A 14,716-nucleotide genomic window follows, 5' to 3' on the forward strand; every position below is an offset into this window, starting at 1 on the left:
GCATCTCGACGAGATGACCCAGGCCAATGCGGCGCTGGCCGAGGAGAGCGCCGCATTGGCCGCCGCGCTGACCCAGCGCATCGGCCAGCTCAACACCCTCGTCGCCGCCTTCCGCACCGGCCCGCAGCAGCTCGGCCAGGCTCCGGCGCAGGTCCCCGCCCGGGCGCCGGCGCCCGCCGCAGCCGCGAAGCCGCAGGCCGCGCCCCAGCCGCGCGCCTATGCGCCGCCCAGGCGCCGCGCCGCCGATATCGAGGCGGTCGCGACGGGTTCGGGCTCGGAGCCCGAGCGCCTGCGCCAGCTCGCCGAAGCCGCCTTCGCCCAGACCAAGGCCGAGCCCAAACGCGCGCCCGCAAAGAAGATCGCGAACGGACGCGACGATGCAGGATGGGAGGAATTCTGACGGGAGAGCGGGACCCGGGTGGAGGCTCAGGCCTTGCGGCCGGCCATCATCATGATCCCGGCGATGTAGTCGTAGAGTTCCTGCCAGGCGCGCTCGACGGCGGGCGTGCAGGCAGGGCCCAGCGATTGGCGCAAGGTCCAGAGCAGCGCTCCGCGGGCTTCGGCATAATGCCTGTCCTCGACGCGGTAGCCCTTGTGCCGTCGCCCGAGACGGTCAAGCAGGATCGTCAGCCCTTCGCGGTCGTTGAGCGTGGCGATCGCCACGGTGAGCGTCTCCATCAGCTTGACGCCTTGCGCCGTGAGATCTCCCTTGAACAGGGCGCGGGTGTCGGGCGCGATGGCGAACAGGCGATCGTAGAAAAGGGCGGCTGTTTCCGCCTTGCGGCGATGCAGATGCGCGAAGCTGTCCCGGATGAGCGTGATCTGCTCGGACGTCATCATCGATCTCCGCTGGCCTTCCAGACGGCCGCCGCCGACGCGGAGGCTACACCGTCCCAACTGGCCGGGAGGATGGGCTTACGCCCGATAGTTTAGAAACTGAATAATGTGCAATCGGAATCGCGGTCGCACAGGTCGCTTCAGGCCATGTGAGCGAGCAGGCCGAGACGCTCGCGCCGCCACCAGCGCCAGAGCATCAGCACGGCGACGACCGCCAGGCCGATGGCGAGGCCGATCCAGATGCCGCTGCCGGCGAGCGGCGTCCAGAAGCCGAGCGCGGCCGAAAGCGGCAGCCCGATGCCCCAATAGCCGATGCCGGCCAGGACCATCGGCACCCGCGTGTCGCGCAGGCCCCGCAGGATGCAGGAGCCGACCACCTGGGCGCCGTCGGCGATCTGGAAGATCGCCGCGAAGAGCAGGAAGCGGATGGCGAGTTCCGCCACCGCGGCCGAGCCCGGCTTGCTCGTATCGAGGAAGGGGCCGACCAGGAGGCCCGGCGCAAACAGCATCACCAGCGCCGTCAGCGCCATGAACGAGATCGCCAGCACGATCGCCGTCGTGCCGGCCCGCCTGATGCCCTCGCGATCGCCCGCGCCATAGGCCCGCCCGACGCGCACGGTGCCGGCCTGGCCGATGCCCATCGGCACCATGAAGGTCAGCGACGCGATCTGGATCGCGATCGCATGCGCCGCGAGCGAAGCCGGGCCGATCAGCCCCATCAGGAAGGCCGCGCCGTTGAAGATGATGACCTCGAAGGCGAGCGCCAAGCCGATCGGCAGGCCGAGCCGCCAGAAGGCGCGATAGCGCGGCCAGTCGGAGACCCAGAAGCGTCCGAACAGGCGGAAGCGCCGGAACCGCCGGTCGAGCGAGACGACGACGGCCAGGCCCAGGAACATCAGGGTCGAGGACAAAGCGGTGGCGAGGCCGGAGCCGGGCAGGCCCAGCGCCGGGAAGCCGAGCCGCCCGAACATCAGGCACCAATTGGCGAAGACGTTGAAGGCGACCGCGAACAGGACCACCGCGAAGGCCCAGAACGGACGCTGGAGCGCGGCGACGAAGCCTCTCAGCACGAGATAGCAGAAGAACGGCAGGAGGCTCCATTGCAGCGTCCTGACATAGCTCGCCGCAGCCGCCGAGAGCGCCGGATCCTGCCCCATCGCGAGCAGGATCGTCTCGCCCTGCCACAGGAACAGCCACATCGGCCCGACCAGCGTCGCCGCCGCCCAGAAACCCTGGCGCACCGTGCGCCGCACCTCGCGGACCGCATGCCGGTTCTGCCCGAGCTCGATCGAGATCATTGGCGCGACCGCAGCCATGATGCCGATGCCGAAGATCAGCACTGCCATGTAGAGATTGGAGCCGAGCGCGCCTGCGGCGAGCGAGTCGGGGCCGAGATGGCCCATCATGACGACGTCGGTCGCGGTCATCGCCGTCTGCGCGACATTGGTCAGCACCATCGGCCAGCTCAGGGCGAGCATGGCCTTGGCCTCGGCGAGCCAGGGCTGTGGGCGCGGTGCGTGAAGGACGAGGTCGGACATGGGGCGTCGCTTCTAGCGCCCATTTTATGGGCAAGGCAGCCGTTCTTGCGCTGGGCTCGCCCGCGTCCGGCGCGGGAGCGGATGGCGGCCCGTTACGCGTTTTTGCGATCAGGCTCTTGCGCCAACGACGCTATCGGCAGCGTCGGTGGGCGGCCATCATCGCCGGCAACAAGAAGACAGAGGATCGGTCGGGAATGTCAGACAAGGGGAAGAACGCCGCGCGCGGCGAGATCGTCGCGCTCGATGCGGTGGCGCTGTCTCACGCGATCCATGCGCGCCGGTTGTCCTGCGCCGAGGTGATGAACGCCTATCTCGACCGGATCGAGAGGCTCAATCCGCTGGTCAACGCGCTCGTCGCCGTGCGGGAGCGCGCCGACCTGGTGAAGGAGGCGGCCTCGCTCGACGACGAGCTCGCCGCAGGCCGCTCGCGTGGCTGGATGCATGGCTTTCCGCAGGCCATCAAGGACCTTGCCGCGGCCAAGGGCTTCGCGACGACGCAAGGCTCGCCGCTCTTCAAGGACGAGATCGCGCAGAGCGACGCGATCTTCGTCGAGCGCATGAAGGCTGCCGGCGCGATCATCGTCGGCAAGAGCAACACGCCCGAATTCGGGCTCGGCTCGCAGACCTACAACCCCGTCTTCGGGCCGACGCGCAACGCCTACGACCAGTCGCGCACCTCCGGCGGCTCGAGCGGCGGGGCGGCCGTGGCGCTCGCTCTGCGGATGCTGCCGGTTGCCGATGGCAGCGACCATGCCGGCTCGCTGCGCAACCCCGCCGCCTTCAACAATGTCCTCGGCATGCGCCCCGCCTATGGCCGCGTGCCCTCGAGCGGCGACGAGGTCTTCATTCCCCAGATGGGCGTCGCCGGGCCGATGGCCCGAAAGACCCGCGACCTCGCGGCGCTGCTCGCCGTCCAGGCCGGCGCCGATCCGCGCATGCCGCTCTCGATCCGCGAGGAGCCGGCGAGCTTCCTCGGCAACCTCAACCGCGACATCACCGGCCTGCGCATCGGCTGGTTAGGGGATCTCGGCGGCCATTTGCCGATGGAGGACGGCATCCTCGGCCTTTGCCGCGAGGCGCTGTCGACGCTTGAGGAAATGGGCGCGCGCGTCGAGGATGCGAGCCTGGGATATGATCCGGAGACGATCTGGCAGACTTGGACGAAGCTGCGGGCCTGGCAGGTCGGCGCCAGCCTGGCGCCGATCCATGCCGATCCGGCGCGCCGTGACGTCCTCAAGCCCGAGGCCCGCTACGAGGTCGAGCAGGGCCTGAAGCTCTCGGCCTTCGACGTGATGAAGGCCTCGAACCTCCGCTCGGCCTGGTATCAGCACGTGCGCGGGCTGTTCGCGCGTTACGATGTGCTCGTGCTGCCGAGCGCCCAGGTCTTCCCCTTCGCCGTCGAGACGCATTGGCCGCGCGAGATCGCCGGCCGGGCGATGGACAGCTACCACCGCTGGATGGAGGTGGTGATCCCGGTGACGATGTCCGGCTGCCCCGCGATCAGCGTGCCGGTCGGCTTCAATGCGGCCGGCCTGCCCATGGGCATGCAGCTCTGGGGCGCCAACCACTCGGAGCGCCTGCTGCTCGAGATCGCCCAGGCCTATGAGGACGCTACGGGCTGGGTCGAGAAGCGCAAGCCGGACTTGCTTGGATAGTGAGCGACCGGCATCGTTCCCGCCTTCCTGACGACGACTGGCCTGGATGGAGTGCTGACGAATGAGTTCGAACCTGCGGATCGACGGCCCGCGCCTGGTCTCTAGGCTCGAGGCGCTCGCGCAGATCGGCGCGACCCCGGAAGGCGGCTGCAGGCGGCTCGCGTTGACAGACGAGGACAAGCAGGGCCGCGACTGGCTGGTCGGGCAGATGCGCGGGCTTGGGCTCGAGGTGAAGGTCGATGCGATCGGCAACGTCGTCGGCATCCTGAAAGGACAGCAGGAGGGGCCCGCGGTCATCCTCGGCTCCCATATCGACACGGTCGGCACCGGCGGGCGTTTCGACGGCGCGCTCGGCGTCATCGCCGGCGTCGAGGTGCTGGCGGCCCTGCGCGATGCCGGGCTGACGCCCAAGCGCGACATGGCGGTGATCGCCTTCACCAACGAGGAGGGCGCCCGCTTCCATCCCGACATGCTCGGCTCCTATGTCTGGGCCGGCGGGATGAGCGTCGAGGCCGCGCATGCCGAAAAGGACTCCGAAGGCGCCGTGCTCGGTACCGAGCTGAACCGCATCGGCTATCACGGTCCGGAGCGGCCCGGCTTCCTCAAGGCCCATGCCTATCTCGAGCTGCATATCGAGCAGGGCCCGGTGCTGGAAGGCGAGGGCGGCGGGCTCGGGGCCGTCACCGGCATCCAGGCGATCTGCTGGCTCGAGCTGACGCTGAAGGGTCGCCCCAGCCATGCCGGCACCACGCCGATGGCCTATCGCAAGGATCCCGGACTCGCCGCCGCGCGCATCAATATCTTTGCCAACGAGCTGACCAGGATCATCTCCGGCCAGCTCGCCAATTCCGGCGTCATCCGCGTCGAGCCGGGCAACGTCAATGTCGTGCCCGAGCGGGTCGTGATGTCGCTCGACCTGCGCAACCCGAACGACGCGCCGCTGGCCGAGGCGGAAGCGACGCTGCGCAAGTTCTGTGCGGAGCTCTCAGTGCGCGACGAGATCGAGATCAGCTTCCGCGACCTGGCGCGCTTTCCGGCGACGCCTTTCGCAGAGGAGCTGATCGCGGGCGTCGAGGCGAGCGCGGCCGAGCTCGACCTGCCGATCCGCCGCATGATTTCCGGCGCCGGTCACGATGCCCAGATGATGTCGCGGCTGTGCCCCACGGCGATGGTCTTCATTCCCTCGATCGGCGGGCTCTCGCACAACCCGGCCGAATTCAGCACGGCCGAGGACATGATCGCCGGCGCGAATGTCCTGCTCAGCGCCGCCTGGCGCGCCGCGAATGCGTGACGCCCGGCCTATCATGAAGCTCGTTGTCATCCCGGACGTAGCGAAGCGGAGCTCCGGGATCCATCGTAATACACAGCGCCTTACGATGGATCCCGGGTCTGCGCGGCTCCGCCGCTTGCCCGGGATGATGTTTCCGAACCCGCTTTGAAAACGGAACCGAGATGACAGCCATCGCCTCCCTGTCCGCCGCCGAACTCGGCAAGCTCTATGCGTCGCGCGGGCTCTCCCCCGTCGAGGTCGCGCAGGACACGCTTGCCCGGATCGAGCGCTTCGAGCCCGAGGTGAATGCCTTCACCATTCGCGACGCCGCGCTCACGCGAACCATGGCCGAGGCCTCGCAGGCGCGCTGGCTCAAGGGCGAGGCGCTCGGTCCGCTCGACGGGGTGCCGGTGACGATCAAGGACAATATCGGCGTGAAGGGCTGGCCGATGCGCCGCGGCTCGGCGGTGGCTGCGAGCACGCCCTGGCCGGAGGATGCGCCGGCGACCGCGCGATTGCGCGAGGCGGGCTGCGTCTTCCTCGGCAAGACGACAATGCCGGAATATGGCTGGAAGGGCGTCGGCGACTCGCCGATGTCCGGCATCACCCGCAATCCCTGGAACCTCGCGACCGGGCCTGGCGGCTCGTCCTCCGGTGCGGCCGTCTGCGCCGCGCTCAATCTCGGCTGCATCCATATCGGCTCGGACGGCGCCGGCTCGGTGCGGATCCCGGCTGCCTTCACCGGCGTCGTCGGGCTGAAGCCGAGCTATGGCCGGGTGCCGGCCTATCCGGTCTCGACCATGGGCTTCCTCGCCCATCTCGGCCCGCTGACCCGCACCGTCACCGATACGGCGCTCGCGATGAATGCGATCGGCCGGCCCGACAGCCGCGACATGACGGCGGCGATCGACGAGCCGCCGGATTTCGTCGCAGGCCTGCCCGGCGGCGTGAAGGGTCTGCGTATCGCCTGGTCGCCGCGCCTTGGCGGCGATGTCCCGGTCGATCCGGAGATCGCCTCGCTGACGCGCGCCGCGGCGTTCGCCTTCCGCGAGCTCGGCGCGCATGTCGAGGAGGTCGATCCCGGCTTTTCCGACCCGATCGAGACGCTGATGACGCTGTGGTCGGCCGGTGCGGCGCTGGCGCTGCGCAAGATCGGTCCGGAGCAGCGGGCGCAGATGGATCCGGGACTCGTCGCGGTGGCCGAGGCCGGTGAGCACGTGACCGGAGCGGCCTATGCCGACGCCTTGCTGAACCAGCGCAATGCCTTGGCCCACCACATGGCGCAGTTCCACGAGCGCTTCGACCTCTTGCTGACGCCGAGCCTGCCTTTGCCGGCCTTCGAGGTCGGCCGGGATACGCCGGGCCATGGCGGCTATGGCGAGGACTGGACGCGCTGGACGCCCTTCACCTACCCCTTCAACATCACCCAGGCGCCTGCGATCTCGCTGCCATGCGGCCTGACCTCGGGCGGATTGCCGGCCGGGCTCCAGATCGTCGGGCCGTTCGGGCAGGACAGCCTGGTGCTGCGTGCGGCTGCCGCCTTCGAGGCGGCGCGGCCGTTCGCTCGCGTCGACGCGCCCGTCAGGTCGACCTGATTCCAGAGCGGCGGCGCGGAGCGCTCCTGTGCGCTGCTCCCGTGCCAGCTGCTTCTCACGGAGATTCTCGTTTTTCGCGCCGACACCCCGATCAAATCGATTTAGACGCGCTCGCGCAATTTTCTACCGAGTGAGGGCGCTGCGGCGCTGGGACATGGCGTTGGCCGCCAGTCGGTACCATTTGGCACAAACCCTGCAAGTCCGTCCGTGACGGATCGCGACCGTCCGAGCGTGTTGTCAGGGGAATTTTTCTCCCCCACACTCCCGCCCAAGGTCGCCCGATCAGAGGTTGGCATTTCAGGGGAGAGAGTGATGGATCGCAGGACATTCCTTAAGACTGCCTCTGGCGCCGGCGTTCTCGCCGCGACAGGCGGCCTCGCTATGCCGGCCCTGTCGCAAGGCGCGGCGGCCAAGACCCTGCGCTTCGTGCCGCAGGCCAATCTCGCGAATTTCGACCCCATCTGGGGCACCCAATATGTCGTCCGCAACGCCGCGGCGCTGGTCTGGGACACGCTTTACGGAATCGACGACAAGTTCCAGCCGCAGCGCCAGATGGTCGAGGGCGAGGAGGTCTCGTCGGACGGCCTGACCTGGACCTTCAAGCTGCGCTCCGGCCTCAAGTTCCATGACGGCACGCCCGTCCTGGCCAAGGACGTCGTGCAGAGCCTGAAGCGCTGGCAGGCCCGCGACCCGATGGGTCTGATGATCAAGGCGATCGAGAACGAGCTCGCGCCGGTCGATGACCGGACCTGGAAATGGTCGCTGAAGCAGCCCTTCCCGAAGATGCTGCTGGCGCTCGCCAAGAACAACGCGCCCTGCTCCTTCATCATGCCGGAGCGCATCGCCAAGACCGATCCGTTCCAGCAGATCACCGAATATGTCGGCTCCGGCCCGATGAAGTTCGCCCGCAACGAATGGGTCCCGGGCGCCAAGGCGGTTTTCGAGAAATTCGCCGATTACGTGCCGCGCTCCGAGCCGGCCTCCTGGCTCGCCGGCGGCAAGAAGATCATGGTCGACCGGGTCGAATGGGTGATCATGCCCGACGCGGCCACCGCAGCCGCCGCGTTGCAGAACGGCGAGATCGACTGGTGGGAGACGCCGCTCTCCGATCTCGTGCCGGTGCTCAAGGCCCATAGGGACATCAACGTCGATATCGGCGACCCGCTCGGCAATATCGGCGCCTTCCGCATGAACCACCTGCATCCGCCCTTCAACAACCTGAAGGTGCGCCAGGCGGTGATGACGGCGCTGAACCAGGAAGACTACATGCGCGCCATCGTCGGCGACGACGACAAGCTCTGGAAGCCGCTGCCGGGCTTCTTCACGCCGGGCACCCCGCTCTACACCGAGGTGGGCGGCGACATCATGAAGATGAAGAACGTCGCGGCGGCGAAGAAGCTGCTCGCCGAATCCGGCTACAAGGGCGAGCCCGTCACCTGCGTCGTCGCGCAGGACATGTCCGCGACCAAGTCGATGGGCGACGTCACGGCCGAGCTCCTGAAGAGCATCGGCATGAATGTCGATTTCGTCGCCACCGACTGGGGCACGGTCGGTGCTCGCCGTGCCCAGAAGACCGCGCCCGGCCAGGGCGGCTGGAGCATGTTCCACACCTGGCACGCGGGGGCGGACTGCCTCAACCCGGCCTCCTACACCGCCATCCGCGCCAATGGCGACAAGGCCTGGTTCGGCTGGCCGGACGTGCCCGCCGTCGAGACCGAGGTGGCGAACTGGTTCAGCGCCAAGGACCTCACCGAGGAGAAGGCGGCGATGGACCGCCTCAACAAGGCCGCGGTCGAGAACGTGGTCTATGTCCCGACCGGCTTCTATCTCGGCTACCAGGCCTGGCGGAAGAACGTCACCGGCGTCGTCAGCGGGCCGCTTCCGTTCTTCTGGGGGGTCTCGAAGGCCTGATTCTAGCGAAAGGGAAACGGCGCCACGATGCTGTCCTTCATTATAAAACGCATCATCACGACCATCCCTGTGATGGCCTTCGTGGCGCTGTTCGTCTTCTCGCTGCTCTATATCGCTCCGGGCGATCCGGCAGCGGTCATCGCCGGCGACCAGGCGACACCCGCCGACGTCGAGAAGATCCGGCTGAGCCTCGGCCTCGACCGCCCCTATCTGGTGCGGTTCGGGGAGTGGCTCTTCCGGGTGCTGCAGGGTGATCTCGGCACCTCGATCTTCACCTCGCTGCCGGTGACGCAGCTGATCGGCCAGCGCATCGAGCCGACCGTCTCCCTGATGGTGCTGACCTTGCTGCTGGCGGTCGTGGTCGCGGTGCCCATGGGCGTCATCGCGGCCTGGAAGGCCGGCACCTGGATCGACAAGGCGGTGATGGCCTTCGCCGTTCTCGGCTTCTCGGTCCCGGTCTTCGTGGTCGGTTATCTCCTGGCCTATACCTTCGCCCTCAAGCTCGACTGGTTGCCGGTCCAGGGCTATACGCCGCTGGAGCAGGGGGTCTGGCCCTGGCTCAGGAACCTGATCCTGCCCTCGGTCACGCTGGGTTTCGTCTATATCGCGCTGATCGCCCGCATCACCCGCGCCACCATGCTGGAGGTGCTGCAGCAGGATTATATCCGCACCGCCCGCTCGAAGGGGCTCGGCCAGCGCAACATCCTCTTCCTGCATGCGCTGAAGAACGCCTCCGTGCCGGTCGTGACCGTCATCGGCATCGGTATCGCGCTCCTGATCGGCGGCGCCGTCGTCACCGAAAGCGTCTTCGCCATCCCGGGCCTCGGCCGTCTCACCGTCGATGCGATCCTGCGGCGCGATTATCCCGTCATCCAGGGCGTCGTGCTGATGTTCTCGTTCGTCTACGTGCTCGTGAACCTGCTCATCGACCTGACCTACACCCTCCTCGACCCGAGGATACGCTATTGACGACGCAGACCGACAACGTGACGGGCGATATTGCGGCGGCCGCCGGCGCTCCGTCCGAGCCGACCTCGCTGCGCAGCCTCCTGCGTTTCATGCGCAGGCATCCATCCGTGGCGATCGGCGGCGGCCTGCTGCTGCTGATGGCGCTGATCGGCATCTTCGCGCCATTCCTCGGAACCGTCGATCCGACGTCGATCTCGCCGGCGCGGCGCACCCGCATGCCCTCCGAGCTCTACTGGTTCGGCACCGACATGCTCGGGCGCGACATCTATTCGCGCGTCATGTACGGCGCCCGCGTCTCGCTGGTCGTCGGCGTCACCGTCGCCGTGCTGGCCTCGGTGATCGGCCTTGCGATCGGCCTCTTCGCCGGCTTCGTGCGCTGGGCCGATGGCGTCGTGATGCGTGCGATCGACGGCATGATGTCGATCCCGCCGATCCTGCTCGCCATCGCCCTGATGGCGCTGACCCGCGGCTCGGTCGGCAACGTCATCATCGCGATCACCATCGCCGAGATTCCGCGCGTGGCGCGGCTGGTGCGGGGCGTCGTGCTCAGCCTGCGCGAGCAGCCCTATGTCGAAGCGGCGGTCGCCTGCGGCGCCAAGGCGCCGCGCATCATCATCAAGCACATCCTGCCGAACACGATCGCGCCGATGATGGTCCAGGCGACCTATATCTGCGCCAGCGCCATGATCGTCGAGGCGATCCTGTCCTTCATCGGCGCCGGCATCCCGCCAGCCACGCCCTCCTGGGGCAACATCATGGCCGATGGCCGGGCGCTCTGGCAGATCAGGCCGCATATCGTGCTGTTCCCGGCGATCTTCCTGTCGATCACCGTGCTCGCGGTGAACCTGCTCGGCGACGGCCTGCGCGACTCGCTCGACCCGCGCATCGCCAAGAGCCTGTAGGGGCGGATCGGCGCCTGCAGCCAGACGATGGCGTCCATGCGGCCGGCACGGCTTTTCCCTCTGCGGCGGATCGCCGATGCTGCGCGAAGGAGGTGACGTCTTGACCCGTATCCTGACCGTGGGCGCAGCCCAGCTCGGCCCGATCCAGCGCGACGAGAACCGCGCCTCCGCCGTCGCCCGCATGATCGCTTTGATGCGCCAGGCCAAGGGCCATGGCTGCGACCTCGTCGTCTTTCCGGAGGCGGCGCTGACCGCCTTCTTCCCGCATTGGTGGATGGAGGACGAGGACGAGATCGACGCCTATTTCGAGAGCGCGATGCCCTCCAACGAGACGGCGCCGCTCTTCGCGGAGGCGGCGAGGCTCGAGATCGGCTTTCATCTCGGCTATGCCGAGCTCGCCCATGAGGATGGCCGCAAGCGCCGCTTCAACACTGCGATCCTCGTCGACAAGTCGGGTGCGATCGTCGGCAAGTACCGCAAGATCCATTTGCCGGGCCATCCCGACCACAAGCCGGACAACGTCTTCCAGAATCTCGAGAAGCGCTATTTCGAGACCGGCAATCTCGGCTGGCCGGTCTGGCGGAGCATGGACGCCAATATCGGCATGATGATCTGCAACGACCGCCGCTGGCCCGAGAGCTACCGTTCGATGGGCCTGCAGGATGTCGAGCTGATCCTGCTCGGCTACAACACGCCCAAGCACAATCCGCCCGCGCCGCAGCACGACCGGCTCGGCCAGTTCCACAACCAGCTCGTGATGCAGGCCGGCGCCTACCAGAACGCCACCTGGGTCGTCGGCGTCGCCAAGGCCGGCCTGGAAGCTGGCGTCGACCAGATGGGCGGGACCTGCATCATCGCGCCGACCGGCGAGGTGGTGGCGCAGGCTGTGACCGAGGGCGACGAGCTCGTCTTCGCCCGCTGCGACCTCGATCTCGGCAAGAGCTACAAGAACTCCACCTTCAATTTCGCCAAGCATCGCGAGCCGCAGCATTACGGGCTGATCGTCGAGCGCAAGGGCGCGGTTTCACCGATCTGAACAGGCCCTCGAAGGACCAGCCATGACCCATGATCTCATCCTGAAAGGCGGGCGCGTCATCGACCCGTCGCAGAACCATGACGGCGTGCTCGACGTCGCCTTCACCAACGGCAAGGTCTCGGGCTTCGGCAAGGACCTGAAGGGGGCGGCCGAGATCCGCGACGTTTCGGGTTATGTCGTCTCTCCCGGCCTGATCGACCTGCATACCCATGTCTATTGGGGCGGCACCTCGCTCGGCATCGATGCCGACGAGTTCTGCCGCGCTTCCGGCGTCACCACCTCGGTCGATACCGGCAGCGCCGGGCCCGGCAACTGGGCCGGCTTCCGCAAGCATGTCATCGAGCCGAGCCAGGCCCGCATCCTCGCCTATCTCCATGTCTCGCATGCCGGCATCTACGGCTTCGACCATCGCGTCATGGTCGGTGAGAGCGGCGACCTGCGCATGATGAATCCGATCGATGCGGTCGCGGTGGCGGATGCCAACCGCGACTATATCGTCGGCATCAAGGTCCGTGTCGGCCTGCACGCCTCCGGCAATTCCGGCACCGTGCCGCTCAACATCGCGCTGCAGGTGGCGAACGAGGTCGGCATGCCGCTGATGTGCCATATCGACCATCCGCCGCCCTCCTATGAGGAGGTGATCGGCATGCTGCGGCCGGGCGACGTCCTGACCCACGCCTTCCGTCCCTTCCCGAATGCGCCCGCGACGGCGCAGGGCACCGTGAAGCCTGAGGTGCTGGCTGCCCGCAAGCGCGGCGTCATCTTCGATATCGGCCATGGCAAGGGCTCGTTCTCCTTCAAGACCACGCGCGCCATGCTCGCCAACGGCTTCGAGCCGGACGTGATCTCGTCCGACGTGCACAAGCTCTGCATCGACGGGCCGGCCTTTGACCAGGTCACCACCTTGTCGAAATTCCTCTGCATGGGCATGAGCCTGAAGAACGTCATCGCCGCCTCGACCGTGAATGCCGCCATGGCCCTGAAGCGCCCGGAATACGGTTCGCTCAGGGTCGGCTCGCTCGGTGACGCGACGATCCTCACTGTGAAGGAAGGCAAGTTCGACTATGTCGACGTGGTCGGCGAGCATCTGATGGGCGATCGCAAGATCGTCTCGGAAGGCGTCGTGCTGAAGGGCAAGTGGTGGCACCCGAAGCGCTCGAACAAGTTCAAGAAGGTGGCTTGATCAGCCGCCATCGCGCTCCCTCTCCCCCTGCGGGAGAGGGCTGGGGTGAGGGGTCGCGCGACGCTTGCTCCTCTCATCTATGGGCTGCTTCATCGTAGTCGTCGCGAGACCCCTCATCCGGCCGCTTCGCGGCCACCTTCTCCCGCAAGGGGAGAAGGGAGAACGCCGCAACCGTTGAAGTGAAACAACAAAGGAAACGCCATGTCCGCCGAAGCCAAGCTCAAGGAGCTCGGGCTCAGCCTGCCCGAGGCCTCCTCGCCGGTCGCCAACTATGTCCGCTTCAAGAAGGTCGGCGATATCGCCTATCTCTCGGGGCAGGGCCCGCGCCGTGCCGATGGCACCTACCCGACCGGCAAGGTCGGCGCCGACGTCACCGTCGCGGAAGCCTATGAACACGCCAAGCAGACCGGGCTCGGCCTGCTCGCCGCGATGCGCGACGCTGCCGGCTCGCTCGACAAGGTCGAGGTGGTGAAGCTGCTCGGCATGGTCAACGCGACGCCGGATTTTTCCGACCAGCCCAAGGTCATCAACGGCTGCTCGGACCTGCTCGTCGCGGTGCTCGGCGAGAACGGCCGCCATGCCCGCTCGGCCGTCGGCATGGGCTCGCTCCCCAACAACATGACGGTCGAGATCGAAGCCATCATCCGGGTGCTGCCATGACCGCGCTGGCAGACGAGATCGCCCGCGTCTACGGCACGCCGGCCGTCGTCATCGACCTCGACAAGGTCGAGGCCAATATCGCCCGCCTGCAGGCGGCTTGCGACGCCGCGGGCATCGCCAATCGCCCGCATATCAAGACGCATAAATCGCCGGAGCTCGCCCGTCTCCAGCGCGAGGCCGGCGCCCGCGGCATCACCTGCCAGAAGCTCGGCGAGGCCGAGATCATGGCCGATGGCGGGCTCGACGACATCCTGATCAGCTACAACATCCTCGGCGAGGAGAAGCTCGGCCGGCTGGGCGCACTGCAGCGCCGCGTGCGCATGATCGTCGCCGCCGACAACCCCGTGACGATCTCGGGCCTGCCGAGCGCGGCCGAGATCGCGGGACGCGATCTCGAGGTCGTCGTCGAATGCGACACCGGCCGGCAGCGCGCCGGCGTCGAGACGCCGGGCGAGGCCGTCGACCTGGCGAAGATGATCGCGGCGTCGCCCGGCCTGCGCTTCGCCGGCTTCCTGATGTATCCGCCCGAGGATGGCTGGGAGCGGACGCAAGCGTTCCTCGATACCGCCAATGCCGGCCTGCGCGACGCGGGCCTGGAGGCCGGCATCGTCTCGACCGGCGGCTCGCCGAACATCCCGAATATCGGCAAGCTCAAGGGCGCGACCGAGCACCGCGCCGGCACGTCGATCTTCAACGACCGCATGCAGGTCGCGGCCGGCGTCGCGACGCTCGAGGATTGCGCGCTCACGGTCTACGCGACCGTGGTCAGCCGGGCGGGCCCGGAGCGCGGCATCCTCGATTCAGGCTCGAAGACGCTGACGAGCGATACCGGCGGCCTCGACGGCCATGGCTACATCCTCGAATATCCCTCCGCCAGGATCGCCAAATTCGCGGAGGAGCATGGTTTCCTCGACCTGTCGGGCTCGAACGAGCGGCCGAATGTCGGCGAGACCGTGCGCATCGTGCCGAACCATGTCTGCGTCGTCGTCAACATGGTCGATCGGTTGATCACTGTGCGTGGCGACAAGCTGGTCGGCGAGCTGCCGGTCGCGGCGCGCGGGAAGCTGACCTAGCGCGGTTTTCGCTGGACTGAGCCGTCATTGCGAGCGAAGCGAAGCAATCCAGGGGGCGTCGAGCGAGACCCCTGGATTGCTTCGTCG

Annotated in this window: 12 protein-coding genes and 1 pseudogene; 11 read left to right on the forward strand and 2 right to left on the reverse strand. The window is 67.5% G+C overall.

The genetic code is table 11. The features are described from left to right. Window positions 1–400 (forward strand): annotated as a pseudogene (locus tag ACTIF2_RS11915) (hypothetical protein); the annotation flags it as partial. Between the two features lie 26 nt (window positions 401–426). Here ACTIF2_RS11915 and ACTIF2_RS11920 read toward each other — a convergent pair. Next, a complete protein-coding gene (locus ACTIF2_RS11920; RefSeq protein WP_439497292.1) occupies window positions 427–840 on the reverse strand; it encodes a globin domain-containing protein in 414 nt (137 codons plus the stop codon). A 137-nt stretch (window positions 841–977) separates the two neighbouring features. After that, on the reverse strand, window positions 978–2,375 hold the full coding sequence (locus ACTIF2_RS11925; RefSeq protein ID WP_439497293.1) for an MATE family efflux transporter: 1,398 nt from the start codon (window positions 2,373–2,375) through the stop codon (window positions 978–980). A 194-nt stretch (window positions 2,376–2,569) separates the two neighbouring features. Here ACTIF2_RS11925 and ACTIF2_RS11930 point away from each other — a divergent pair, with 194 nt between their 5' ends. From ACTIF2_RS11930 to ACTIF2_RS11975, 10 genes are all read left to right on the forward strand, one after another. Further along, on the forward strand, window positions 2,570–4,030 hold the full coding sequence (locus ACTIF2_RS11930; RefSeq protein WP_439497294.1) for an amidase: 1,461 nt from the start codon (window positions 2,570–2,572) through the stop codon (window positions 4,028–4,030). A 61-nt stretch (window positions 4,031–4,091) separates the two neighbouring features. After that, entirely contained in the window at window positions 4,092–5,321 is a 1,230-nt protein-coding gene (locus tag ACTIF2_RS11935; RefSeq protein ID WP_439497295.1) for a Zn-dependent hydrolase, read from the forward strand. A 161-nt stretch (window positions 5,322–5,482) separates the two neighbouring features. Further along, window positions 5,483–6,895, forward strand: coding sequence for an amidase (locus tag ACTIF2_RS11940; protein ID WP_439497296.1), 1,413 nt, complete (start codon window positions 5,483–5,485; stop codon window positions 6,893–6,895). Window positions 6,896–7,207: 312 nt separating this feature from the next. Further along, a complete protein-coding gene (locus ACTIF2_RS11945; RefSeq protein ID WP_439497297.1) occupies window positions 7,208–8,806 on the forward strand; it encodes an ABC transporter substrate-binding protein in 1,599 nt (532 codons plus the stop codon). 27 nt (window positions 8,807–8,833) lie between these two features. Beyond that, window positions 8,834–9,775 carry an ABC transporter permease gene (locus tag ACTIF2_RS11950; protein WP_439497298.1) on the forward strand — a complete coding sequence of 314 codons (942 nt, stop codon included), beginning with the start codon at window positions 8,834–8,836 and terminating at the stop codon, window positions 9,773–9,775. Window positions 9,776–9,804: 29 nt separating this feature from the next. Continuing rightward, window positions 9,805–10,677: an ABC transporter permease gene (locus tag ACTIF2_RS11955; protein WP_439497592.1), complete on the forward strand. Its 873-nt coding sequence runs from the start codon at window positions 9,805–9,807 to the stop codon at window positions 10,675–10,677. A gap of 100 nt (window positions 10,678–10,777) precedes the next feature. Continuing rightward, a complete protein-coding gene (locus ACTIF2_RS11960; RefSeq protein ID WP_439497299.1) occupies window positions 10,778–11,713 on the forward strand; it encodes an N-carbamoyl-D-amino-acid hydrolase in 936 nt (311 codons plus the stop codon). Between the two features lie 22 nt (window positions 11,714–11,735). Next, window positions 11,736–12,896, forward strand: coding sequence for an amidohydrolase/deacetylase family metallohydrolase (locus ACTIF2_RS11965; protein ID WP_439497300.1), 1,161 nt, complete (start codon window positions 11,736–11,738; stop codon window positions 12,894–12,896). Window positions 12,897–13,097: 201 nt separating this feature from the next. After that, window positions 13,098–13,556, forward strand: coding sequence for a RidA family protein (locus tag ACTIF2_RS11970; protein WP_439497301.1), 459 nt, complete (start codon window positions 13,098–13,100; stop codon window positions 13,554–13,556). Next, window positions 13,553–14,629, forward strand: coding sequence for a D-TA family PLP-dependent enzyme (locus ACTIF2_RS11975; protein WP_439497302.1), 1,077 nt, complete (start codon window positions 13,553–13,555; stop codon window positions 14,627–14,629). The genes ACTIF2_RS11970 and ACTIF2_RS11975 overlap by 4 nt, the downstream gene beginning before the upstream one ends. Window positions 14,630–14,716: the final 87 nt, after the last annotated feature.

This window comes from Allobosea sp. (genome assembly GCF_051860145.1).
In the GTDB taxonomy this organism is placed as follows: Bacteria; Pseudomonadota; Alphaproteobacteria; order Rhizobiales; family Beijerinckiaceae; genus Allobosea.